The following is a 23,790-nucleotide window of genomic DNA, read 5'->3' as shown; positions in this document are numbered from 1 at the left end:
AAATGTAAATTCGATGAAACTTCCCTACGCAACAATCGTATACCTATCAATATTTATCGGTAACTAGGGGAGGATCAGATGCGCATGAACATTACCGCCAGACTAGAGCAAAAGGTAAAAGAACGTGTCGCGCTTCACAAGCTGAAAGGTTATCGGGACAAAGCAGGAGCGGTAAATAAACGGGATTTGCGAGCGTGGAACGACGATCGGCTAAAAGCCGAATCCACGCGGCTTCAAGGCGAGGCCAGGGCTGGCGCGCCGCTCGACAAGCTGCTGACCGATGCCTATGCATTAGTGTGCGAGGCGGCACATCGCACGCTTGGCATACGGCCGTATGAGGTTCAAATCATGGCGGCTATTGCCCTTCACGAAGGGAATTTGGTTGAGTTGCAGACAGGCGAAGGGAAGACGCTTGCGGCCGTTATGCCTGCATACTTAAACGCGCTAACAGGCAAAGGCGTGCACGTTCTGACGTTTAACGATTATTTGGCAAACAGGGACGCGGAGTGGATGGGACCGATTTATCGCTTTCTCGGTCTATCTGCTGTCGCGGTTCAAGCGGGCATGAGCTTTGCCGAGAAAAAGCAAGCTTATGCGGCGGACATTACCTACGTGACGGCCAAAGAGGCGGGCTTTGATTATTTGCGCGACTCAATTGCGATGACCGTGGACGACACCGTCCAGCGGGCTTTTCATTATGTGATCGTCGACGAAGCGGATTCGCTGTTGCTTGACGAGGCGCGCGTTCCGCTCGTCATCGCGGGCGAGACTGCGACAACTGAACACGACGGCACAAGGTTCGCCGATGCGGCTAAGCAATTGCATCCCGAAGAGCATTTCGTTTTCGATGAGTTTAAACGCAACGTCTATTTAACCGAAGCCGGCTCTGAAAAGGTAGAGTCTCTATTTAATTGCGGTAATCTGTACGAAAGCCATAACAGTCATTTGTTAACGTCCCTCAATTGCGCTCTTCACGCAGAAACTTTATTGAAACGGGATATCGATTATATCGTACGAGACGGCAAAATCGAGCTAATCGACGAATATACTGGACGCGTGGCGGAAAACCGGCATTTGCCGGATGGGCTGCAAGCCGCGCTGGAAGCGAAGGAAGGGCTTAGCTCGCAAGCCGGAGGTCAAATACTCGGCACAATCACGCTTCAGCATTTGCTGAGTATATATCCGACAATCAGCGGAATGACGGCTACCGCCCAGGCTTCGGCTCTTGAGTTCGAGGATATTTATTCGCTGCAAGTGGTTCAAATCCCGCCCAATCGACCCTGTATCCGAATCGATCACCCTCACAAAATCTATACCCACAAGGAAGCGAAGCTGAAGGCGCTGGTCGCCGAAATCGCGTCCGTCCATGCGACCGGAAGGCCGATTCTGATCGGCACGTCGAGCGTCGAAGAGTCGGGTATTTTGGCGGAGCGCCTTCGGCAAATCGGCGTGAATGGCCATGTGCTTAACGCGAAGAACGATTCGGAAGAAGCCGACATCATTGCCAGAGCGGGGGAGATCGGCGCCGTAACGGTGTCCACAAATATGGCCGGGCGCGGCGTAGATATCCGACTTGGCGGCGGAGACGCGAAGCAGGCGGAGGTTGTCGCGAAGCTTGGCGGTCTGTATGTGATAGGTACGCTAGCGAATGAAAGCACTCGAATAGACAACCAATTGCGCGGGCGTTCCGGCCGTCAAGGCGACCCGGGAGCTTCCGTATTTTTCGTAAGCTTGGAGGACGATTTGATTTTGCGCTTCGGCATCGACAAAGCGATCCCCTCCTCCTTCCGGAATCTTAAGCAGGACGAGCCTCTCGATGAAGCCCTGTTGCGCAGCAAAATCGGCCACATCCAGCATGTGATCATGGGCCAAAACTTTCACATCCGCAAGGAGCTTAACTACTATTCGGATATGGTGGAGGAGCAGAGGCGCATTCTGTATCGAGATCGCCTCGCTATTCTGACCGGTGAAACGCCAATGAGCCCCTCGGAGCAGCGCGTCAGATTGTTTTATATCGACAAATTTTGGGCCGAGCAGCTCGCTTATGTTTCGTATATTCGCGAAGCCATTCATTTGGAAGGCCTTGCGAACCTCAACCCGATCGACGAGTTCCATAAACGGATTATCCAGGCGTTCGAACAAATTCCGGCGAAAATAGAGGAAGAAGCTTCGGGAATGCTGGCAAAGCTCGGCAATTCCAACGATCCTACCGAGTGGGAGCGATTAGGATTGAAAAGCCCTTCCTCGACATGGACGTATATCATTAACGATCAGTATTTGCAAAAGGCCCTTCTAGCCCCCAGCGCCATGGGCCCCGACTTTATCGGCGCTATCACGCTTGTTATCAAACCCGTCGCCAAGCCTGTCCTCGACTGGCTTTTTAGAGCTCATCGTTGGCGGTAGACGGCGATAAAAATCTCGATTACTCTTCCGTAAAATTCTTGGGGCAGAAAATAGACCATGCCGTTTATCCAAGGCTCTTTGTCCCAAGTATTTTGCGTTAGTGAGAAAAAGTAATATTTGTTATGATCTTTTCTCACTGTTAAGCAAGCATTACGAAAATTGTCCACTTACTTGTTACGATCGAAAACTGCATAAAATAAAGCCCAAATCGCATCAGACGTTCAACGTCTTTTATAACGTCCTCTTCATCCGGAGAGCCATAAATTTCAAAGTCAATTCCTCCGTTATATCCATTCATAATAGAACCGGCAAGATTTCTACGATTCATTTAGAGAACCTGATACGCTGCAAACAAGTCCTTCTCAGCCTGTTCTTTTGTATTTTGACATAAGCATGCTCCTATTCAAATTCACCGAATCATCCCCACCAAACATAGTACGTACCAAGCATCAGTTTGAGCTCCTTCATCGTCGCTGCAATATCCTGCGAGGTTTCCGCGATCGAAACGTCTCCTATGAGAGGCATTGCGAGGTAGAGCTTGTTCAAGATTGCCGTTTCCGCCGCAACGGCGGGTTCTTCCCTTGTCACGCGAATACGCCACGATTCCATGAGCAGCTTTTCATATTCTTCTTTTGTCTCTCCACTGCTGCAAAGCAGTTGCTCGATTTGCGCATCCGTCAGGGTAGGCAATCTAGCGACTTCAAGCGCACCATTATTAAATAAACGGCCAACCAGCTTCCGCATTATCGCGTTTACTCCGATATTAGCAGAGGACGCATGCATGCGAGCCTCTTCCCAGATGAGTTCAACGACACGCTTGCCTGCTTCCGGCGTGAATCGAAGATTCCCCTCTCTATAATGGATCTCGTTCAGAAGCTCACCCGTAGAAAGGGACATATCCCCGCCGACAAACGCGCTCCGAACCCAAGAGTCCAGATGGTCCGCATGGAGTATGCCATCCTTATTTCTCAACAAGCTGCGCTGCGAGCCATCAATATAGTTCATGACCTGGTCCTTATGGAGATTGGCCTGGGAGAGAATATTCACGATTTCCTCTGAAAATACCGCCTCCCGCGTCCAGGGATGATGATCCACGCCCTCTAGAGATTCTAACGTATGACTAAACGGCGCATGCCCGATATCGTGCAGCAACGCCGCTGCCCTTAACGCACGGTTGTCCGGCTCAAAATATGCCACAAGCGCAAATACGCCTAACGTATGCTGTAAGCGGCTGTAGGTATGGTGGGAGTTGATAAAAGACGCGCCGCCGTGCCGTACAAAATGGAGCCGTCGAACCTTTACGGTTCTCAGCAGCGCTTTTTCTGCATCGAACAGCCGAATCGGAAGCCTCCAAAGAGGTTCATAGAGCTCGTCTAGAGCTCCGTCAAGCCTTAACCGATAGTCCAAATTCACCGAACCTCCTCGCTATGTGCAAGTCATCCCTTGACTGCGCTAAAGAGCGGCTTAATATTCGCCTGTTATCTAGCGGAAGCCGATGACTTGCCCGCTTTGGCCGGTGCGGAAAAGTAACCCCTCTCGGCGGGTGAGACGGGCTTTAGTTGCGGTTCCCCCATTGTTATCTCCGAGTACTCGTTTCGGCTTTCAACCGAGCAGTCCCGGCGGTATCTCCCCTCCTCCAGCTTCATGTCGATAAAATCGACGACCTGTTGCAGCGAGGCGATTTGGCTGACGATATTTTCACGGTGGTTCCTTAAGCTATCCACCAATTCGGGATATTCCGCAGGATCGGCGTCCGCGGAGACCGCCAGAAATGGCCGTATTTCCTCCAGTGACATCCCGGTTTTTTTCATACAGGATATTAAACGAATCGTATCGATGTCCCTCTGACGGTAAACGCGATGTCCGTTGGCCTTGCGGTCCGCTCGGGGAAGCAGCGCGATCTTCTCGTAATAACGGATCGTATCCTCGGAAATTCCGATGGTATCGGCGGCTTGCTTTATCGTAAAAGTTAGCTCTGCCTTCAACTTGATCCCTCCCAGAAATGGCTTTGTTCGTTCATTATACTTCTTGGAGCTGACTCCAAGTCAAATCTCCTCCTTGACTTGGAGCCGACTCCAAGTTATAGAATGTGCGCTATCAAGAAAAACACCCCACTTTAGGAGGAAACGCACAATGAATGCGAACAAACGCAAAAATATTGCCCTGGTTACGGGGGCAAGCGCCGGGATCGGATTGGAATTAACGCGGAAATTGCTATCGGAGGAATGGCAGGTGGTTGCTTTGAACCGTTCCGACTTTCCGAAGGAGGATACAAAAATCCAAAAAGCGGTTATGAACGGAAAGCTTCGAATTTATAAAACAGCGGATCTCACGGATTATGACAGCTTGAGAGGGACTTTGGAAGAGATCAGAAGCAAGGAGCGGCGGATCGATATTTTGTTTAACAACGCCGGCGGAGCCTTTCATGAACTATGCTATTCGAAGCAAGGACGCGAGAAGCATTATGAGCTGCTGACGGTCGTTCCATATCTCATTCTTATGGAATTGAAGGAACTCTTAAAAAACGGAAGCTTAAAGACAGTAATCAACACCTCCTCTTCAGCGCTGAAGCATGTAAAAGAGTTTAATCTCGAAATTCTGGAACGCCCCAAATCCTTCCGCAAACTGTTCGGTCCTTATGCCGCTTCAAAGCTGGCGCTTTCGTTGTGGACTCAGGCTATAGCGCCTCAGCTTGCCCAGGAGGGCATTAAAATCCGCTGTGTTGATCCGGGTGGCAATAACACATTAAGAAAAGGAAAGAAATCCGGACTTCCTATCGTGGTTAGTTTACTAATGAAGCTGTTTTTCTCTCCGCCAACCCATGGCGCGAACCTGTTGTATGAGGCAGCCCTCGGGGAACATCGTCATGAGACGGGCGTGTTTGTGCTGAAAGGTCGGATTGCGCAATTAAAATTTATCGATCAAGCGGTGAATGTTCTGGAAAGGATCTATGAGGTCTACGAACACGAATTTCTTGGTAAGCACTCCTAAGGTCCTAGTCTTCACCAAGCCGCGAAAGTCCATCATCGTTACCAACTCGACTCCGAGTCCCTTCATATATTCCAGAGAACCTTGCAAATCTTCTGTCGTCAACATAAAAGCAGGAGTTTCGATCGAGGGTGCTCCGTCTGGCTCTGTGCCTCCCCACTTCGGCATCGTATCCAAAATGATCCCTGCACCTATCATTCATTGGCAGCGGGCACAAGTGACCGGAAATAATTTTGCAGTCGGCTTCATCTGATCCAAGAATTAGCAATACCGATACGCGACTTTTCGATATCTGAGCAGCGCGGCGGGAATTCCTGGAGGATATGCTAGCGCATATGTGCAACGACCTCCCTTGGCTACGCTTGGGAGCAATTCGGGAGCAAGAACCCCATAGACGACGCGGCTGGTGAAACAGTATAGTTTGAGCCAAGGCAAGTCGTTCACCTGTGGCTGGGTCAAGCCGAACGGATCGCCAACAAAAGACCAAGCGAAGCAAGGTAGCACCTGAAAGGATGGATAGGCTGGGTTGTCGGCAGACGGGGCTGTTTGTTGTCGGTTGTTTGCAGATCAACTGCGCGATGCCCCACGTGACTTCGGATACGAAGGTCTCGTCTGGTACTTGTCTACCGCCCGACCGCTCAAGAAGAAACGGCCGGGAGACTGCCCCGCGCTGTGATCAGAGGCAGCGTCCGGAGTCCGATTTTTCTCAAGTAGAGAAGCATGGGCTCAAGATGGCTGACGATGGGGCCAACGAGATTGAACTCATGCGCGTCCATCGATTGCTGCAGGCTCTTGATGAAGGAGAGCATTTCCGGTATCGGCAACTTGTCCACCTCAGCCAGCGTATGGCCGGAAATGTGGATATCCAACATGCCCTTGCTCATCCCGGTTCCCAGGCACGCCGGACACTCCGAATGTTTGGAGAAAAACGAGATCATCCTCAGATTGCCTTTGCTGGTGGTGCGCGCGTCGATCATGGTTTGAAGATCGGATATGCAGCCGCGGTAATAGTCCGCACGCGGCCTCTTGTTATGTACAAAAGAAACGGGTTCCTTGTCGTAACCATACAGTAGGACAGAAATAAACCGCTGATCCTGCTCCTCGAGTGGCCTAAGATAATCGATTCCAAGCATCGCCCCCAGTTGCCTAATTCTCGGCACTGGTGCGCAGTCCGTTCCGGCCCATAAAAGAACTGCGCCGTTCTTGAGCGAAAGTTCGGGGGCGATCATTCGGCCGGGGTCGATCTCGGTCGACGCAACGGTACCGCCACATTCGGCACAATGGCCGTAAGAACCAGCGCTCCTCGTCTCTGCAATGCTTCCGTAAAGCACGCCAAGGTACTCAGACACGGTCATCATAACGCCGACAAGGGTGCCTGGACGTTTGGGGTTGAACGGCCTAGCCGGGATATGCGAGAGATACATGGGCTAACACTCCTTCGATTGCATCCGATTTATTTTTCCTTATTTTGGATTCCACACAGCCGCTCCGATTCCTTTTTTTCACACCTGAGCTTATTCATAACAATGTGCTTACATTCCCTGGCTGAATCTATGGTTGTTCTTGCTGTTCCTGTGTTGCGTTTCGGCGTTTACCGAACTCCGGGACTCTGCCCCGACGGTTCCCTGTCGTAATGGTATGCGTGGTCAGACGGCCCCGGCTTTGTTTGTCCACTACCCCGAATCACATTCCTGCTGTCGGTGCTGCCAAACCGGGAGATAAGAGACCGCCAACAGAACGCAAGCGAATTGCTCAGAAAGTTACTACGGCTCTTGCTCCGCACGAAAGGTTGCACCGCGCCTGTTTGTTGAGAGATAGAAGCAAAGCGCATGATGTCATTCAACAACAACCTGTCCCGACTGCCGGGCTGTGTCACTTGCTTTTGCTTTCCTCAGCCGGTTATTGCAAGCTGGTGAACGAAACGCTAAAAAGGGCCCGCGACAGCCCACCTCCCGGCAACCTGCCACAGCCCCCAAACGCGTCCGACGCGGCCTTTCGGCTTTTACTCTCCCCCCGTCGCAATCGGATTGTCTTGGTATGAAATCCAATCGCTCCAGTTGGAAAGCGTCGGGAACCCGGCCTCTTGTGTATCGCGGCAATGATTCCCGCCCTAAGCTGCGGACGAGATCGTATGCTTATTGCAGCACGATCGTGTCGCCCTGCTTCAAACCTTCCAGCACTTCCGTCTTCTCGGGCGTCTCCATGCCGATCTTAATATCCCGACGCTCGAACTGCCCATTTCCTTTATCCACCATTACGTAATAGGAGTCCTTCTCCCGCATGACGGCAATCGTTGGCACGACCGTTACATCCTTCTTGCGCTCGGTTTCGATCTGTCCATTAAGACTAAGGCCTGCGATTAGATATTCATTCGGCTCCAGCGCGATGACAACCTCAAACTGGGCCGCCTGATCGATATTGTTCTGATCGGTGCCGGTTTTGGCGAATTTCGATACGCGCAGCACCTTGCCCGACAGCTTCAATTCTTTCATCGCATTCATTTTCACTTGAACCTGCATGTCCGGCTTAATGCGGAAAACATCCTGTTCACCGACAAGCGCGATAAACTGCAGCTTGCTGAGATCGACAATTTTGCCTATGTATTGGTTGTCGCCAACCGCTTGCGGCCGCTTGCTTGCGGTATCGTAGAGGAAGATACCCTCAGCTGGCGAGCGGTATTCCGACTTCCCGAGCAGTGTCTGCTTCTCCGCCAGCGTCTTGCGCTGGATTGCCTTGGTTACATCGTTCAGCTCCTGTGTCAGCCGGTCGATCTCCTTCGTCGCGAGCGTCCGCTTCCGCTCCGTTTCCGTCGTTCCGACTGTCATGCCCTCTTCGTCCAACTCCGCCATGTAGGCCTTAAGATTCGCTTCGAGATCCGCCTTGCGAAGAGCGGCTTCCTCTTGGGAGATTTCATTCTTCAGCGCCGTCTGGTCAAGCTTGAACAGAACGTCTCCTTTTTTGACCTGCTGCCCGTCCTCCACGTTCCAACTCGTAACCTTCGAGCTGAAGGGCGCGTAAACAAACGTTTCCTGCTCATACAGCGACTTGCCCTTTACTTCAATCGTATTGACAAGCGTCTCGGTCGTCACCTCGAACGTAATGGCTTGCAAATCTTCCATCGAATCCATCGGCTTTGCCGGCCGAGACATCGAATATAAGGCGTAGCTGATCCCGACTAGGATAAGCCCGATGACGATCCACTTTATTTTCTTCTTCATCTCTTCTACCCCTTCCTTCTAAAAGCATTGCATCATTTGCCGCTAATCCCGTCGAATAGCCGTTAACGCGTCGGTGCGCGAAGCGCTCACCGCCGGATAGATTCCCGATATGACGCCGGTCAGAATCGCGAACGCCATGCCAACCGGAATGGCCATCATGGGGACAAAGATAATAACGGCGTCCTGACCGCCGCCGGACATGGACTGGATTAAGCCATTGATTCCCCATACGATCCAATAGGAGAACAAGATGCCAAGCAAGCCTCCAAGCAGGCCTAGCAGCGCCGCTTCGATAATGAACATGTTGCGGATTTGCGCCAAATTCGCCCCAAGCACCTTCATAATGCCAATCTGACGGCGTCGCTGGTAAGTCGACATCGTCATGGCCACGACGATCGAAATCGAAGCGATGATGAGAATAAATACGCCGCCGCCAAGCGCCACTGCTTTAATAATGCTGAATTGCTCGGCGAGCCGTTCCTTCTGCTGCAAATTCGTTTGCGTATTTAGAGTAAGCTTCTTAATCTGTCGCTCCACCTGCTCGACGTTCTCCTGACTGTCCACCTTTACAATAACGGAGTTATATGAGGCTTCATCGGCCGACCCGCCTCGGCCCATATTCAGCTCTTGCCTCATCATCTGCGCTGTCTCAAGCGATACGTATGCCTTCTTGTCATAAGCAACCGCATTCTCGCTTACGCCCTTCGGCTTCTTCAATACGCCGGTTACCCGCAGCTGCGAGGTTCGAATGGCCTTACCGTCATTCAAGTAGCCTAGAAACTGGACCTGCCGCTGGAATAGGGATGCCGGCATCCGATTCATTTTCTCATACTGCTCGACCAAGGTGCTGTCATAGGGATTGCGGCTCAATTGCTCGATCAGCTTATCTCGAGCCTCGGCATCTGCCAGCCCCAATGTCGCCCCATAGTTCAACACGATTGTACCGATGAGGTCTGAAGGTCCGCCATTCATGAACGGCTTGTCGAAAGCCTCCAGCATTTCCAAGTCCGTCCCGATCACTTCCACGTAGCTCTTCCGGTTGTCCGTTGTGGACATTTCCATATAATTGATCTGCTGAAAGGGAGCCACTGCCGTCACATGCTTCATATTCTTCATAATAGCCAGCTTCTGATCGGTCAGCTTGCCGCGGTCCTTAGAATCGTCGCCAACCGCCGGATTGCCGCTGCTTGCCTGCCCCCCCTGGCTCCTACTCGTCGATACGCCCTCATTGGCCGTCACCGTAATCTCGTCCATCTTGAAGAAACTGTTCATCTCGGTTTCGATATACTTCTGAGCCGACTCTCCTATACTGAGGGCGAGAATAATCGCGGCACAGCCAATCGATAGTCCTGCGGCGCACAATGCGGTCACGACTTTCCGGCGCCTGACCTGATCCCATGACAGTCGCGTAAGATCGCCAATCCTCATCCCGTCGTCACCTCCGCTAGCGGTGTAGCGTCAGATGGATCCCGATCCGTAATGAGGTAGCCGTCCCGGAGCGAAATAATGTGCTGTGTCTGAGCGGCGACTTCCCTCTCGTGCGTAACAATGACGAACGTTGTCTTCATCGTGCTGTTCAACCGTTTCAATATCGCTAGAATTTCTTCTTCCGTCTTTGTATCCAGATTGCCGGTAGGCTCGTCTGCAAAAATGACCGATGGTTCGGTAATTAAGGAGCGAGCTATACTGACACGCTGCTGCTGACCTCCGGACAATTGCGAAGGGAACAGCTCCGCCTTCTCGGGAATGCCTACTTGCTCAAGCAGCGACAGGGCCTTCTGTTTCCGGATTGAGGGCGAGACCGATTGGAACACAAGGGGCAACTCGACATTTTCACGAACCGTCAGATTCGCGATCAGCTCATATGCCTGAAATATAAAGCCGATATGCTTGCGTCGAAACTCGGAAAGCTGATTCTCGTTCATCTTTACGATATTGTGATCCGATATGTAAATATCGCCCTCCGTGGGCTTCATCAAGCCGGCCATCAGATTGAGCAGCGTTGATTTGCCCGAGCCCGAGCTTCCGAGAAGTGCGACGATCTCTCCCTGCCTTACTTGGAAATTAATATCCCGCAACACAGTTGTCGTCTCTGTCCCGTTCCGAAAAGCATGGGATAAGCCTTCTACACGCAGCATGACGTCACTCCTTTCATGATGTAGCTCTAGGTAGTAGAACCTACACCTAATCTATAATTACGACAATTCTACCAGAAAAGTTTGGTATATTTTGCAGTTCTCTATAATTATATGTCTCTTCCGTTCCAATATCGTATGTCCTGCTTTAATTTGAGGCAACGTTTCGTAGACAGGCGCCAGCCACCTCAAAACTTCGGCAAGATCCAAATGAGAGAAAAGCCAAAAAAGGCCAAGATAGGTTGCTTGTTGGCACCCTGTCGCGACCCTCAAACCGCTTCTAATGCAGCTTCATGTTATTCAAAAAATAGTGACGGTATTTAGCAAACATAAGACATAAATTTTGTCATTTTATGAAATAAAAATACATCATTATGCGAAATAACACAAAAATATATGTACTATCCAACAATTGGGTGGTAAAATCTAGACGTCAAGAGGGAATTAGAGGTTTGAATTTCCCCTTGACATGGGAAATATCCATTGGTCCGTGATGAAAATAGGAAGAAACCAATACCAGATAACTTTGGCCGGTCGGCTGGTATTGGTTCCTGAGAGCCTTGATTCTTTGCTATGCAAGGAATCAGACTACTTTTTATTCTATCATATTTCAATGGAGACTATAAGTTTTTTGATGTGCTAAGTTTCAATTTTGCTATAAAGGGGGTCTCAGCGCGAATAAATAACCGCAGTAAATTTTACAAAAAAATTACAGAATTACCAAGGAGGAAGATTGTATAAATGATACTCCCACGACAGAATGTCCTAAAACTAACCATTGTGCTCACGTTGCTCTTTACTTTCATTTTGGTTCAGAAAGCATCAGCAGCCCCCACCACCATATCCATCTCTCTCTCATACTCTTTTCAAACGATACCCGCCACATCCGTTCATCTTGGGCCAATTACCGAGAAGGCCACAGCCAAGCCCTTATATCTTGTTAGAGTAGAAGCTTCTGTATCGGGAATATCAGGTATGATCGGTAAAAACTTAACATTTAGCGATCCCGGTTCAGCAACTGCTCGTAAAGTAGGAACTGCCTCTTCAATTAGTCCTAGTTATAGAACGATCCAGACGTATGAAGTGCGCGGTGTTACTCCTTTCTCAGTTACTGCCTCGATTAATGATGGAACATATAGCGGCACTTCTACTTCAACGATTACCCCTCAAGTTGCAACAAATTACGATGCTAACTTCTATTGTACATGTTACATTACAGCTCTCGAATCTGACTATCCTTCTACGGGCAAAACAGCGACAATGTCTGGAATTTCGGGGTCTTACCATCCTGATTTCAAGGCCAAGGTTATATTAAATGGTTCAGGTAAAACTTCAGGGGGCCAATACATTAAATATTATGATAATACAAATACATTTGCTTGGCATGATCCCGAGACGAAATCAGGTACAAGGCCAACGAGTTCTAAAACAATAGCAGTCGACGTAAACAAAATACCCATGTCGCTAGTCAACGGCGTATGGCAAAGAGCCAAAATAAACATTAATGGATTAGGCCTAAGGCAAGCCGAGGATATTGGCGGTGCTATTGCAGCGTGGAGAATTGATGTTTATACAGGTGAAGGGAATAGTTCGTGGCTAGGAAAGCCTGAGTGTGACATGGCAAATAATTGGTCGGTTTACTATTACGGGAACAATACTTGGTAGGAGGGGAATAAATGAAATCAAAAAAGTTCATAATCGTGCTTGTTCTAATCTTATTTGTCGCACTTACCTCTATTGCTCTTGTACAGGCAAAGAACGTCGAAGAACCTCCAACCGTTGATGCTGGACAGATCGTGTACGACGGAAAAACGCTAACGAACAGTTCTTATAAGAAAGCATTTCCTGCATTATCACCAGACAAACAACAAATCGCGTTTGTTTATAACATCTATGCGGATGAAGAGGGACAGCCTGTTAGGAAAATTGGCCTTGTTGATGTTAAAAGCGGCCAAGTAACGGACATCAAGCTTGAGAATAATTCCTCAACCGGATTCTTGTACTTAGAATGGCTGAAAAATAATAGAATAGGAGTCATAAGTCATATTAACCCAAGTCTGGAAGAGTACGATATTATTGATGCGACGTCCGGCATACAGACGGAACAGCATTTTGGAGTAGGCTTTAGCTGGTTAGGAGATCGGTTGTATTTTAACAAGCCTAGACCTCATTTTGCTGACGGGGATAAAGGCAAAAACAAAATCATGGATGATAAAGGCGGCATTCTGTATGAGTCTCCTGACAATGTCATGATTATAGGAGGACCCAATTTTGATGAACAAGGCAAGAGCGTTGCATTCTTTGAATACGATACGCTCAATGAAGAGGTGACCTTGGTCGTTGGAGATCATTTAAACGATAAGTCAATTAAAATCAACAAAAAGATGAAATGGCATTCGGATATTGGAAGAGTGAAATGGGATAATGCGAATGAAGTTAAAATAGGCAGTCAATATCATATAGTTAAGTTCAATCTCGATAGCGAACAAATCGTCGGTGACGAGAAAACACCAGAGGCAATCAAGCTGGAACAGGAATTTGAGCAACGCCATTCCGACAATTTTTACGATAAATAAACGAAACGCCAATAAGGAGATACCTTTTCTTCTCTCCTTATTGGCTCTAATCATTCAAAAAAGGTAGGTGAGGAAATCATTAAAAAGAAATTATGGATTTTGTTTCTGTCTATTGTAGCTCTCTTAGTTGGCTGTGTATCGCGTGAGAACGATAAACAGCCGATAAGTTCGGAAATGAATACGAAAATCGTTTCAAGTCCGTCAGCCAAAGCTAATGAAGAACTGCCGCATCAAGTACTGCTCGATCAAATTTCGAAGGATTGGAATAACGACGGCGAAGACGATGATATTCGGCTGGTTGGATCGGATAACCCGGGAAGCATGCAAACTGTCCTGGTTGAAATCAATGGCCGTTCAAAAATCGAATTGACCGATTATCAGCATAAGATAGGAGGGTATGCCCGGTTCGGTAAATGGATTAAGCTTGGACCGAACGAGCAAGGTTTGGCGGTTATGTTTGGCGGAGATGAGCAAGAACCGATGGAATCGGAACCAGCCTGGCACAAAAGTTATTTCTGGGTTGTGTTAGGTTATGACGGCAACAAGCTATCTGTCGTGTTCGATACTTTAAATCAACCTTATATGAAGCTGGACAACATTGCGTTTACTTATAGCGGAGAAGGCAACCGATTCGAGTTTAAAGATCGTTTTACCGGTATGGAAGCCGCTTACGATATCGCGATAGAAAAATCCTATCGTGAACTATATGATCCGCAGAAGATGCCTAAGGATATATTAGATCGAATTGAGCCGGCTCTTTTCTATAATAGTGTCGACGCTATCGATTTAAACGGCGACGGCATAGAAGAGATCGTCTGTACTCGCTATATTCCGGGATTTTATCTGCAGCACGTCCTCGGGCTTGTTAGTTATATCTTTGAGTGGAATAATGATGAATACCAATTGAAGAAAGAGATATTGTTCAAATCCTTATCGTATGTCGGAAGTGACGCATACGTACCTGACAATCCCAACATTGAAGTCTTGGGCGAGCTATCCATATAGGATTTTTCGCAGACAAGCCCAAAGAGGACCGCAACCGCCTGCCTCCCGGCAAGTTGTCGCAGCCCTCTAACCTGTCTGACACGGACTCTATATGTGACTTACTTGCCAGACCATAACTCAGTTCCGTCGTCCGACCGGTTATACTGATGCGTAACGGAAGCCTCCATAATATTCTTGTAAGCCCAATGCGATGTCGGAACGTCGGGCCAGAGCGGCTGTTCCCCGACTTTCCCGGGAGTGCGGTCAAGCAACCGGTTCAACAGAGTTGCGGTTTCCGCGCGGGTGACCACGTTGTTTGGTTTGAAGCTGCCGTCGACATATCCTTCGACGATCCCGTTGCTTGCAGCTGCCGCAATCGCTTTGGCTCCCCAATGAGCCTTCACATCGCTGAACGCTGTCGAAGTCGGCGAGCTGACTCCGCTCCATTCTTCGTTCCTAATATTGTAGGCGACCTGAGCCAGCTCCGCTCGCGTAACCAGCTTGTCCGGGTGAAAAGCCCCGGCGGCGGTGCCTTTCATCCACCCCTGATCGAGTGCGATGTTAATCGATTCGGTAGCCCAGAACGGCTTGGCAAGATCGCTTAAGTTACGTGCGTTCGACGTTGCGGATGCCTTCTGCGGAAGGATACGGACCAGTACGGCAGCCAGCTCCGCTCGCGAAATTCCTTTTGCCGGCTTGAAGCTGCCATCCGGGTACCCACTCATATAGGAACGGTGCGTCCCGCCCGGCGCTTCCCATCCATCCGGTTTCATAGCCAAGTCGTACGTAAAAACCGATTGTGCGACATGGATGATGCCGTCTTTGATGGAGCTGCCGTCTCCGAGCGGCCTATTGCGGTCGTCCTCACGGCTGTCGTACTTCTCATAGCCGTCTTTCACGGCAACGATGTAGTAGTCTCCGTCAATATACGGCACCCAACCGAAAATCCCCTCGGCCGGAGTGGTCTGTACCGCGTTGTTCTTATGGGGAGCAAAGTGGGTAAGCGTCGGCAGCTTCACAATCTCGCCCGGCGTGCGGCCTTTGGAACGGTTCAGCGCCGTATCCGCCCAGTACAAAGTGATCTTAACGCCTTGCAACGCGTCACCTGTCGAGGCGTCTGTTACTTTGCTCTGCGGGTCGATTGGCTTGACGATCACTTTCCCGCTGTCGCCCGCTCCCACGGTTAAACTGCTTAATCCTCCGGCCAGCTTCTCGCCCGACGGACCGTTCACATTTATGACCATACCGTAAGTACCGGAAGAAATGTTGGATAAAGTAAACCGCCCGTTCGAATCAATCGGTATCGCCGGGCTATCCAGCTTTGTACCATCGGATTTGACCAGATAAGCCGACAGCGTAAGTTCCCTTCCGATAATGTCGGTCACCAGCATGCGTTGACCTTTATTGTCTATCCCCGCGTCAAGCTCGAAATCCCGATAGGAGGGTCCCGCTGAAGTCGGAGATGATGATGAACCCCCCTGTGGAGGCGCATCCTTGTTCACGACTACGGAATATACGGTCGAGTACTCCCTCTGATCCAGCGGATTCACCGAGGTTGTTTTGATTTCGAGCTTGTTGGCTCCGCTTTGCAGCGCCAACTCCTCGCTTTCCGTGCCGCTGTCAATTGTGTCGTAGTCGCCGCCATTCGCGCGAACCTCCAGCTTTACGGGAGAATCGGAGGAAGTAGGCGTTACCTTAACGAATGATTGGGTATACGGAATCGTTCTGTTTATCGAATAATCGAGCTTGGCCGCGTCGAACGACTCCGTCAAACTTTCACCGCTCACAACCAGATCCGTCAAGAACGGGGAGCGCGCAACGTTAAACGTATATATTTTGACCAAATCAGCCTTCTCAGCGACAGGAACGGCAGACAATGCCGCGTCATAATCAGAGGACTTCACGCGCACTTCGACTTTATTGATACCTGCGATCAGAGCGAGACCGGCGGTCTGCACGTTAGGTATAATTGCAGCAAAGTCGGCTTCGTTATTGCTGTTCACCCGAAGCTCGACGGTTTCCCCATCGTTGACGGTCGGCATCAGCCCAATCGGGGTTTCGACATGTCCGACTACCGTCGAATAGACATACTCATTGCTGCTGAAATCCGGTGTTAATTCATCGTTACCCGCGCTGAAGCTCAGATCTGCAAGCGCAGGAGCGCGATCCATCGTAAACGGGTAGTCCGTATATACATGGTCGTCCGGCGAAGTAACGCGAACCGTAATCGCGTTGCGCCCAACGTTCAGTGAGAGCTCGCTCGTATTCAGTGTACCGGCAACCAGCGCTTCAAACGGTTGTCCATTGATACTTACAGTAACGTCCTCCGGATTCAATCCGGCGCCTGCAGGCAGTACGGGCGTCAGTACGATCTTGTCGACAGGGTTGTCCACCGACGAATGATACCCTGAGGCCGGATTCGGGATATCCCCATCAAAGCCAGGGGAGAGCGTAATGGCCGGACTGCCGACTAGACTGTCAAGCTTCGGAAGACGATCTATCGTAACGGTATAGATCTTACCTGCCGGGTCCTCAACGTTTGTAACCAGGTATTCGATTGTATTGCGGCCTACCTGCAACGGAATACTGCTTGGGACAGGCGCAAAGGGATCTGTCGCGCTTCCATTAATACGCGCGGTTACCGTATGTCCCTCGAGCGGCATCGCTACTGGCGTAACTTCTGCAGTCGAATAGGATACCGTCGAAGAATACGCCCTTGTCAACGGTGCAAATGATGGACTCAACGCGATATTCTGTCCGTTGTCCTTGAATGCCAACCGGTCCAGCACCGGGACCTGAGAAGTCTTAATCGTAACAATGTGGTGGACTCGTCCGATTCGATTCATATTTCCTTCATAAGGATCGCCAATCATAAAATGAGTCGTATGTACAGTTCCTTGTTTCGACGCTGAAAAACTTGATATCATTCTGCCGGGGCTAGAAAAGTTATAATTACTCGACGGCAAATTTCTGAAATTATAACCATTTTCGTCGATGACGTGTACTGGCGAAACGTAGCCTCCTGCGTTCAAAGCTTGCAAATACCAGGAAACGCCAATGTATGCCCCCGAATATATCACTTTTGGATCGTCAACTCTGGCATCGATGCCTGGACCTCCATCTAGGAGAAGCTGTGCCCAGGCGATCTCTACCTCCCAATCGTTGCCGCCGCTCGTATCGTTTACCGTAATATTGACAGGATTCGTATTCCGAATGGCGTCAAGAGGGACCTCCAACACAGAGACAGACCACTGACCGGCCATACCGGACAAGTCGCCTAAGTACAAAGCGGATTCATCTTCCCCCCAATAGACGCGGGCAGTCTCTCCATCCTCCTCCCTGACATCGTATGCGTAAATAAGAAGTTGAGCGATTGTCCCGGGCCTTTCCGTTACGGCGGGGATCGAAAACGAGATATCCTTCGCGGGATCGCCGTTCCATCCCTCGGAATTGCCCGTCAAGTTAAGCTCCTGATAATAAGTCGCCGCCGTTGCCCCTGCTGTGCCGGGAGCGACTATTCCAACCGAGGTAAATAAGAATACAAATGTTAAGAGCGCAATGAATCCAGATTTAATATGCAACATACGTTCCTTCCACTCCTTACTTTTCATGGGTTCTTAACGTGATATTCTTGTGGCGTTTTTCTATGTGCAGTTGATTTCACACAAGTTATACGAGTATAGAAGAACCCAATGAAAGAAGAATGAAAGAAAAGCCATTACGATCAGATTATCGCTTATTGAATCTCCCCCTACAGGAGATTATATAATACCGACTGGAGGTGAATCGTTATGCGTTTCGAGGAAAAAATCTATTCGATCGGGGAAGCCGCGAGCTTGATCGGAAGCACCATCAAAACCGTCCGATACTACGACGAAGTCGGATTAGTGAAGCCTGTCGGCTATACGGAAGGGGGTCACAGATTATATTCGGGAAAGGATTTATGGCGTCTGGAGCTGATTACAACCTTGATCTATCTGGATTTTAGCATTGATGAAATCCGCCAAATGATTTCCGGAGAACTCTCGGTAGATAAGGTGCTGGACTGGCAGATCGATTCCTTGGAGGCTCAAGTCAGTACGCTGACGAACATGATAAAGATTTTACGTGAAGCGAAGCAGCATCAGGGCGATTCCTTGCGTTATATTCATCAATTGGTAAATGAACGAACCACAAGCAGCGAGAAGCGTAAACAGTTCATATCCGAAAAAGTGGAGACTACCCGCGTGTTAGAGGGGATTCCTGAAGATTGGCGAAACTCTTTGCTCTATTTTTTCGATAAATATATTGTCAAACAAGTGAAGCCATCCGCCAAACAAGCTGGCGCGTGGGACGAGCTGCAGGAGCTTATCAACGATCCCCAGTTCATCGAAGATATAAAGCACAATCAGTTCCTATTCTTTAGTATGGTTAATCAGCCGCCGCTCAAAGCCGGATCATGGGTCAAGAAGCTGGAACACATTCATAACCGCTTGAATAAGGCCTTGAAGCAAAAACTTCCGGCAAGCAGCCCGTATGTGCAAGCGATCGTTGAGGATAGGGGAAGGATTGCGCCTGGCACCCGTCGAGGCGGATTTCATGTTCCTTGTTGATCAACCCTATTATGATACGTTTTTAGAAGTCTATCGGAAGCGACACCCTGATTTTGCTCTGAATCCCGACGTTCTGCGTTTTTATCAAATAAGACGCAGACTAGAGGATATTTGGGAATGGATAGAACAGCTATTATTCGATCAACAGGAGACGCATGAACGAGAAAAGACACTAGCCAGCCTTACGAAGGAATTGCAAGAAATGGCTTAGCATTTGTGCTCCGTACAAAAGGATAGACCGCCCTTGTTTATAGACAGATGGACTAGCAAACTTGCTTACAGCACGAACGAAAGCAAGGCTCCTAATGCCATTCCATCATCTGACCCGACTGCGTGACTGCGGCAGGTCCGGGTCGCTTGCAACTGTTTTCCTCAGGTTCTTGTTTACACACTGTTTGCAGAACAACCCAAAGGGGGCTGTAACAGGTCACAGCTCTCAACCTGTCACAGCCCCCAAACACACGTCCCGAAGGGTTTCTCAGCTTTTACTCCCGTCACGATCGGATTGTCCTTGTAGCTAATCCAGTCGCTCCAGCTATAGAATTTACATATAATACGATTCTTCTCGCTGCCTATAACAGCAAATTTAAATATGTGAATGCCTGTACTTATCAAACGATTTCCCTTAATTCTTCGGCTTCCTTGGCAGCTTCCATCTGCTTTTCCGTTATGGATATTAATTTATGTATCTCTGGTGAGCTCTCATCTTGTTCAAGTTTCTTTTGCAGCTTCGGCACTTCCCATATCGAGCGCAAGGCAAATGCAGCAAGAAATCCGAAACGGGCAAGTCTTTCGTCACCAAGCCAGCCAGTTCGCCTCATTCCCTTAATATAAGATGAGATAAACATCTCCTGGTACTTCTGAAAATGTTCTGATAAAATTCAAATGTTCTAGGAGCATAACACTCGCAAAAGACGACAAATTTCATTATTTTATAAAAAAGGTTCAAAACCGAAATGAGTGCTTGACTTATGAGGTTGGCTGGAGCGCGCCAGAAAGGGATGCTCTGTTTTGTATGATTTTTCGCACACGGAACGGTCTTTTTCAGACGATGACAGGTACTTTATATGAAATGTCGTACAAATTTCCGCTTTTTTAGATATTTCTGCACGATTTTGTGTGGTTTTTCATACAACAGGCTTTGACGAACAGTTTTGGGGGCAACTTGTGTGAAAAAACATACAGGTCAAGCACTGATATTGAGATTGAGCCATAAAAAAATATCATATTTTTCATCACTATACGTGTTACTGCTTCAGATCAGGATAAATACGTCAAGAAGCTCACTTTCTTATATGCGCATCTCCACCAACAGGTGTTTATGGATCTTGTGCACCGGATTCGTCAAAGCACAGCGCCGACTTCTTTGCACAGGGACTTTCGGATCATTGATTCTACAACCATTGGACTTTGCCTGCAGAAGTTCAAGTGGCCGAATTCCGAAAGACGAAAGCCGGCATTATGCTCCATTTCCGTCTGGCCTACATCGACGATAAAGCGACGATTCCAGATAAAATCTTGATGACACCGGCGAAGAAAAACGATTCGCTAGTGATTGAGTTTATTTTTTATATGAATGCATTTTTTCAAGTGTAAAAAGATGTGTCTCGTTGCAGGCATAAGTATTAGTCCTGCTATGGTCTTTTTGCTCCAGTAATCGGCTAGCCAACTCGCATCTTGCGTAACAGCATTTTCGTCAAACAATCGTTTGATTCTGTTTTGTTCAACCTTTTCTTTTAACTGTCCTGGTTCCAACATAGATACGATTTGTCGTGTTTGCTTTCCGACAGCAGATCTATATGCCAATATTGATTCAAAATCTATACTTGAGCTTAAATCAGCAATATCCTCTTCACTCATCTCATTCCCGGAATGAGGAAATCTAGTATCCATTCTTTCAAACCAATTTCCCGAATATAGAGCTTGTTGGTCATCAGCGACAAGAATATTCATGGTCATATCCTCAATTCGAGTAATATGCCAAAGATGCCATCCAATCGAGTTTTTCGTATTAGGGAGAGTCACTGGGTACTTTCTAAAGGTTTCTTCATCCAAATCTTTCAACACTGCATCGTTCAGTGTTAGTTTGCTCGTATTTCCAACAGATGAAGAATGTAACCAAGCATGTAGAGAAAGAAAGAGTTGAATCGCATGAGAATGTTCTTGGGGCTTTAATATGATTTCATTTAATACCTTGTGGTTCTCACTCCAAGCCCGTTGTTCTTCCAAGTCCATAGAATCATCAGCTCCTCCTGTAACGTTTGTTGAGGCTACCACTCTTCGCGCAGCATTGATTGACTAAATGTAAAATGGATGGCTTTTCCGCTTTAACTTCCATATTTTATAATTATTATATATGAACCGATTCATTTCTACCATCCTTTGGTAGAGCTATCCGTCACTACCACGCCAAACGGTTACTCCGCGAAACAGACAACAGAATCGAAGCACTCGCCTTTCAGGTCGGTTACGAAGATATTCATTATTTCAGCCGCCAATTTATGAAGTGGAAAGGCTACTTGCAACGTTAGTTGGCCAAAAAGTATCCGACGCTCAAACTGGAGGAACTGACCGCCAGGATGCAAAACCGCCGAGCGTTCAACAACAACCTGACCCGACTGCCCAGCTGTGGTTAACTCCGGGGTTCTGCAACTGTTCTCAGCGAGGTTGTTGTTTGCAAGCTGTTTACAGAAAAGCCAAAAGAGGGACGCAACAGCCTCCACCTGGCAACCTGTCACAGCCCTCCAACCGCGTCCGGCGCGGCCCGATCCCCCAGAAAACTTAGATATAATTCGTATGGCCCAGGACAGGCATTTCCTGCGCATTTAGTTCATGCATCGAGAGCTTGGCCCCGATCGATTGGAAACTGCCGACGACATCCTCATATCCGCGCTCAATGTGATCGACTCCTGTCATTCGCACAGTACCCTCGACCGCTAAACCGGCAAGCAGCAGGCAGGTGCCCGCACGCACATCCGTAGCATGCACCCACCCGCCCTGCAGGGGAAGCCCTCCGCGGATAAAGGCGCATTCTCTTCGCAACTCAATTTCTGCACCGAGCCGTCGCAATTGCGGTACGTGAGCGAACCGTTTCGGATAAACGCGGTCGGTTACGATGCTCTTGCCTTGAGCCTGCAGCAGCAGTGCTGTCATCGGTTGTTGTAAATCGGTGGCAAACCCCGGATACATGCCGGTGCGAATCCGCGTCGCCTTAAGCTGCCCTGAGCGACAGGCCGTGATATGGGCGTCACCGCATTCCACATCCATTCCGATCTCCTCCATCTTGGAGAGACAGGAGCCAAGATGCTCGGGGATGACGTCCATGACGGTAACCTGTCCGCCTTGAATCCCGGCCGCCATCAAAAATGCCCCAGCGATTAAACGGTCCGGAATCACCGTGTGCGATCCCCCATTTAAATACGGAACGCCTTCGATGCGAATACGTTCCGTTCCCGCCCCGTAGATCCGAGCTCCAATCCGGTTCAAGAAAGCGGCCGTATCGACGACCTCTGGGTCCAAAGCCGCGTTGTGCAATATCGTCCGTCCTTTTGCCCGAACAGCAGCCAACATCGCATTAATCGTCGCACCGGAGGTAAGCATATCGAAATAAATGTCTGCCCCCTTCAGCTCCGCAGCTTCGATGATGTAGTAATCTTCGAAGGTATAGACCTTTGCCCCAAGCGCCTTGAACACTTTGATATGCTGATCGATCGGTCTCGAAACGAAATCGTCTCCTCCCGGGAATCCAATCGTGACTTTGCCGAATTTGGACAACAGAGCGCCTGCATAATAGTAAGAGGCTCTGTATTTCGAAGATTTGCCCGGATCTATTACGGCGCTGTGAACGGTTCGCGGGTCAATGACGACTGTTCCGCCTTCCTGCTTAAACGCCATACCAATATCCCGACTAATTCCCGCGATAATACTGACATCCTCGATATGCGGGATTCCCTTTAGCGTCACAACATCGTCTGCCAGACAAGCGGCGGCAAGAAGCGCGAGTGAACTGTTCTTGGCTCCTGGGATATGTACAGTGCCGTGCAACGGCCCTGAATTTTCTACCTGTATATATTTCATGGAGATACCCACTTTCGTTAGGACGATATCAATTCAGATTCGAGCACGTAGCCGTTGCCGCGTACCGCACTAATGAGGAAGGTGTCTTTGCCGTATTTTTTGCGAATTCGGTATACCAAGGCGTTCAATTCGTCGTGCGATACGTCGGAAAACCCGTTGGCCCCCAACGATCTTTCCGGCCACACCTTCGATCGGATTTCCTCGAGCGTAACGAGTTGGTTTATTTTCTCATGGAGCACTCGAATGAACAAATATTCTTTATCCGACATCGGAATTCTCTTGTTTCCTATCAAGCATTCCCGCTTCTCCCAATGGATCTTTGGCTGCAAATCGGGAATCTCCATCTGCTTGGTCATGCTCAGAGGTTCGAACTCAAGGGTTTGCTCCGCAAACAAAAAAGAAAAGTGCAGGACGATCATTCCCTTGGCGAGCTTAATGATATCGAAGTTATTGAGAGAATATGGGGTATGCGGCGTTAGCCGCGCGCCGTTAATCTCCGTGCCGTGACGGCTCCCCAAATCGTATAGGACCGCCTTGTCATTTTCCTTGCGGATAATGAAATGCTTCCGGGAAACGAACGCGTTCGTAAACGCGAGTTCTGGAACGACCAGATGAGATACCCTGCCGACCAGCGTTTCATCCGCCCTTAAATTCACGCAGGTACCGGAACGGTAAGGCTCTCCTCGAATAATGTAAAGACATGCAAAGTCCTCTTCCATGTTGCACCTCCATTGGCCAGAACAGGCAAGTCCATACATGTACTGATTGTACTGATGTTACCACTCGTAATCGTAACTCAAATTGAGGATGAATGAAA

18 protein-coding genes are annotated in these 23,790 nt (G+C 49.0%); 7 read left to right on the top strand and 11 right to left on the bottom strand.

Annotated elements, in window-relative coordinates; translation table 11 throughout:
• The first annotated feature begins 84 nt into the window (after positions 1 to 84).
• A complete protein-coding gene (locus tag J4772_RS01780) occupies positions 85 to 2,403 on the top strand; it encodes a preprotein translocase subunit SecA (protein ID WP_209076856.1) in 2,319 nt (772 codons plus the stop codon).
• Positions 2,404 to 2,820: 417 nt separating this feature from the next.
• Here the strand turns inward: J4772_RS01780 and J4772_RS01775 are convergent, their stop codons facing one another.
• Together J4772_RS01775 and J4772_RS01770 are read right to left on the bottom strand one after the other, a co-directional pair.
• Positions 2,821 to 3,810 (bottom strand): HD domain-containing protein, encoded by a 990-nt coding sequence (locus tag J4772_RS01775; protein WP_209073914.1) that lies wholly within the window; start codon positions 3,808 to 3,810, stop codon positions 2,821 to 2,823.
• A 71-nt stretch (positions 3,811 to 3,881) separates the two neighbouring features.
• Positions 3,882 to 4,388, bottom strand: a complete 507-nt coding sequence (locus tag J4772_RS01770) for a MerR family transcriptional regulator (protein WP_116064394.1) — start codon at positions 4,386 to 4,388, stop codon at positions 3,882 to 3,884.
• A 148-nt stretch (positions 4,389 to 4,536) separates the two neighbouring features.
• Between J4772_RS01770 and J4772_RS01765 the strand changes: the two genes are divergently transcribed.
• Positions 4,537 to 5,394 carry an SDR family NAD(P)-dependent oxidoreductase gene (locus J4772_RS01765; protein ID WP_209076854.1) on the top strand — a complete coding sequence of 286 codons (858 nt, stop codon included), beginning with the start codon at positions 4,537 to 4,539 and terminating at the stop codon, positions 5,392 to 5,394.
• Between the two features lie 635 nt (positions 5,395 to 6,029).
• Here the strand turns inward: J4772_RS01765 and J4772_RS01760 are convergent.
• The 4 genes from J4772_RS01760 to J4772_RS01745 all read right to left on the bottom strand — a co-directional run bounded on the left by J4772_RS01760 (position 6,030) and on the right by J4772_RS01745 (position 10,747).
• Positions 6,030 to 6,815 (bottom strand): excinuclease ABC subunit UvrA, encoded by a 786-nt coding sequence (locus tag J4772_RS01760; protein ID WP_209073913.1) that lies wholly within the window; start codon positions 6,813 to 6,815, stop codon positions 6,030 to 6,032.
• A 711-nt stretch (positions 6,816 to 7,526) separates the two neighbouring features.
• Positions 7,527 to 8,609 (bottom strand): efflux RND transporter periplasmic adaptor subunit, encoded by a 1,083-nt coding sequence (locus J4772_RS01755; protein ID WP_209073912.1) that lies wholly within the window; start codon positions 8,607 to 8,609, stop codon positions 7,527 to 7,529.
• Positions 8,610 to 8,651: 42 nt separating this feature from the next.
• Positions 8,652 to 10,037 carry an ABC transporter permease gene (locus J4772_RS01750; RefSeq protein ID WP_116064398.1) on the bottom strand — a complete coding sequence of 462 codons (1,386 nt, stop codon included), beginning with the start codon at positions 10,035 to 10,037 and terminating at the stop codon, positions 8,652 to 8,654.
• Positions 10,034 to 10,747, bottom strand: coding sequence for an ABC transporter ATP-binding protein (locus tag J4772_RS01745; RefSeq protein WP_116064399.1), 714 nt, complete (start codon positions 10,745 to 10,747; stop codon positions 10,034 to 10,036). The genes J4772_RS01750 and J4772_RS01745 overlap by 4 nt, the downstream gene beginning before the upstream one ends.
• A gap of 738 nt (positions 10,748 to 11,485) precedes the next feature.
• On the opposite strand from J4772_RS01745, the gene J4772_RS01740 reads away from it, so the two are divergent.
• From J4772_RS01740 to J4772_RS01730, 3 genes are all read left to right on the top strand, one after another.
• Positions 11,486 to 12,409, top strand: a complete 924-nt coding sequence (locus J4772_RS01740) for a hypothetical protein (RefSeq protein WP_209073911.1) — start codon at positions 11,486 to 11,488, stop codon at positions 12,407 to 12,409.
• 11 nt (positions 12,410 to 12,420) lie between these two features.
• Positions 12,421 to 13,320, top strand: coding sequence for a hypothetical protein (locus J4772_RS01735; RefSeq protein WP_209073910.1), 900 nt, complete (start codon positions 12,421 to 12,423; stop codon positions 13,318 to 13,320).
• Between the two features lie 174 nt (positions 13,321 to 13,494).
• On the top strand, positions 13,495 to 14,325 hold the full coding sequence (locus tag J4772_RS01730; RefSeq protein ID WP_209073909.1) for a hypothetical protein: 831 nt from the start codon (positions 13,495 to 13,497) through the stop codon (positions 14,323 to 14,325).
• 98 nt (positions 14,326 to 14,423) lie between these two features.
• Here the strand turns inward: J4772_RS01730 and J4772_RS01725 are convergent, their stop codons facing one another.
• A complete protein-coding gene (locus J4772_RS01725) occupies positions 14,424 to 17,888 on the bottom strand; it encodes an S-layer homology domain-containing protein (RefSeq protein ID WP_209073908.1) in 3,465 nt (1,154 codons plus the stop codon).
• Positions 17,889 to 18,095: 207 nt separating this feature from the next.
• Between J4772_RS01725 and J4772_RS01720 the strand changes: the two genes are divergently transcribed.
• Positions 18,096 to 18,896, top strand: coding sequence for a MerR family transcriptional regulator (locus J4772_RS01720; RefSeq protein ID WP_209073907.1), 801 nt, complete (start codon positions 18,096 to 18,098; stop codon positions 18,894 to 18,896).
• 611 nt (positions 18,897 to 19,507) lie between these two features.
• Here J4772_RS01720 and J4772_RS01715 read toward each other — a convergent pair.
• Positions 19,508 to 19,744: a hypothetical protein gene (locus J4772_RS01715; RefSeq protein ID WP_209073906.1), complete on the bottom strand. Its 237-nt coding sequence runs from the start codon at positions 19,742 to 19,744 to the stop codon at positions 19,508 to 19,510.
• A gap of 700 nt (positions 19,745 to 20,444) precedes the next feature.
• A complete protein-coding gene (locus J4772_RS01710; protein WP_209073905.1) occupies positions 20,445 to 21,131 on the bottom strand; it encodes a DinB family protein in 687 nt (228 codons plus the stop codon).
• A 158-nt stretch (positions 21,132 to 21,289) separates the two neighbouring features.
• Between J4772_RS01710 and J4772_RS37445 the strand changes: the two genes are divergently transcribed.
• Positions 21,290 to 21,427 (top strand): helix-turn-helix domain-containing protein, encoded by a 138-nt coding sequence (locus J4772_RS37445; protein WP_209076852.1) that lies wholly within the window; start codon positions 21,290 to 21,292, stop codon positions 21,425 to 21,427.
• Positions 21,428 to 21,677: 250 nt separating this feature from the next.
• On the opposite strand, the gene murA is transcribed toward J4772_RS37445, so the two are convergent.
• Positions 21,678 to 22,973, bottom strand: coding sequence for a UDP-N-acetylglucosamine 1-carboxyvinyltransferase (murA, locus tag J4772_RS01700; RefSeq protein WP_209073904.1), 1,296 nt, complete (start codon positions 22,971 to 22,973; stop codon positions 21,678 to 21,680).
• Between the two features lie 17 nt (positions 22,974 to 22,990).
• Complete coding sequence (locus J4772_RS01695; protein ID WP_209073903.1) at positions 22,991 to 23,692, bottom strand: FHA domain-containing protein; 702 nt, start codon at positions 23,690 to 23,692, stop codon at positions 22,991 to 22,993.
• Positions 23,693 to 23,790 lie beyond the last annotated feature (98 nt).

The organism is Cohnella sp. LGH, assembly GCF_017671885.1.
In the GTDB taxonomy this organism is placed as follows: domain Bacteria; phylum Bacillota; class Bacilli; order Paenibacillales; family Paenibacillaceae; genus Cohnella; species Cohnella phaseoli.
Note: the sequence above shows the minus strand (reverse complement) of the source record. Positions and strands in the feature narration are given on the sequence as shown.

Excerpts from the sequence above, each read along its gene's own strand:
- J4772_RS01780 (WP_209076856.1), top strand. The coding sequence starts at position 85 with ATGAACATTACCGCCAGACTAGAGCAAAAGGTAAAAGAACGTGTCGCG.
- J4772_RS01745 (WP_116064399.1), bottom strand. The coding sequence starts at position 10,747 with ATGCTGCGTGTAGAAGGCTTATCCCATGCTTTTCGGAACGGGACAGAG.
- J4772_RS01740 (WP_209073911.1), top strand. The coding sequence starts at position 11,486 with ATGATACTCCCACGACAGAATGTCCTAAAACTAACCATTGTGCTCACG.
- J4772_RS01715 (WP_209073906.1), bottom strand. The coding sequence starts at position 19,744 with ATGTTTATCTCATCTTATATTAAGGGAATGAGGCGAACTGGCTGGCTT.
- J4772_RS01730 (WP_209073909.1), top strand. The coding sequence starts at position 13,495 with ATGAATACGAAAATCGTTTCAAGTCCGTCAGCCAAAGCTAATGAAGAA.
- J4772_RS01750 (WP_116064398.1), bottom strand. The coding sequence starts at position 10,037 with ATGAGGATTGGCGATCTTACGCGACTGTCATGGGATCAGGTCAGGCGC.
- J4772_RS01765 (WP_209076854.1), top strand. The coding sequence starts at position 4,537 with ATGAATGCGAACAAACGCAAAAATATTGCCCTGGTTACGGGGGCAAGC.
- J4772_RS01755 (WP_209073912.1), bottom strand. The coding sequence starts at position 8,609 with ATGAAGAAGAAAATAAAGTGGATCGTCATCGGGCTTATCCTAGTCGGG.
- J4772_RS01695 (WP_209073903.1), bottom strand. The coding sequence starts at position 23,692 with ATGGAAGAGGACTTTGCATGTCTTTACATTATTCGAGGAGAGCCTTAC.
- J4772_RS01760 (WP_209073913.1), bottom strand. The coding sequence starts at position 6,815 with ATGTATCTCTCGCATATCCCGGCTAGGCCGTTCAACCCCAAACGTCCA.
- J4772_RS01725 (WP_209073908.1), bottom strand. The coding sequence starts at position 17,888 with ATGTTGCATATTAAATCTGGATTCATTGCGCTCTTAACATTTGTATTC.
- J4772_RS01710 (WP_209073905.1), bottom strand. The coding sequence starts at position 21,131 with ATGGACTTGGAAGAACAACGGGCTTGGAGTGAGAACCACAAGGTATTA.
- murA (WP_209073904.1), bottom strand. The coding sequence starts at position 22,973 with ATGAAATATATACAGGTAGAAAATTCAGGGCCGTTGCACGGCACTGTA.
- J4772_RS01735 (WP_209073910.1), top strand. The coding sequence starts at position 12,421 with ATGAAATCAAAAAAGTTCATAATCGTGCTTGTTCTAATCTTATTTGTC.
- J4772_RS01720 (WP_209073907.1), top strand. The coding sequence starts at position 18,096 with ATGCGTTTCGAGGAAAAAATCTATTCGATCGGGGAAGCCGCGAGCTTG.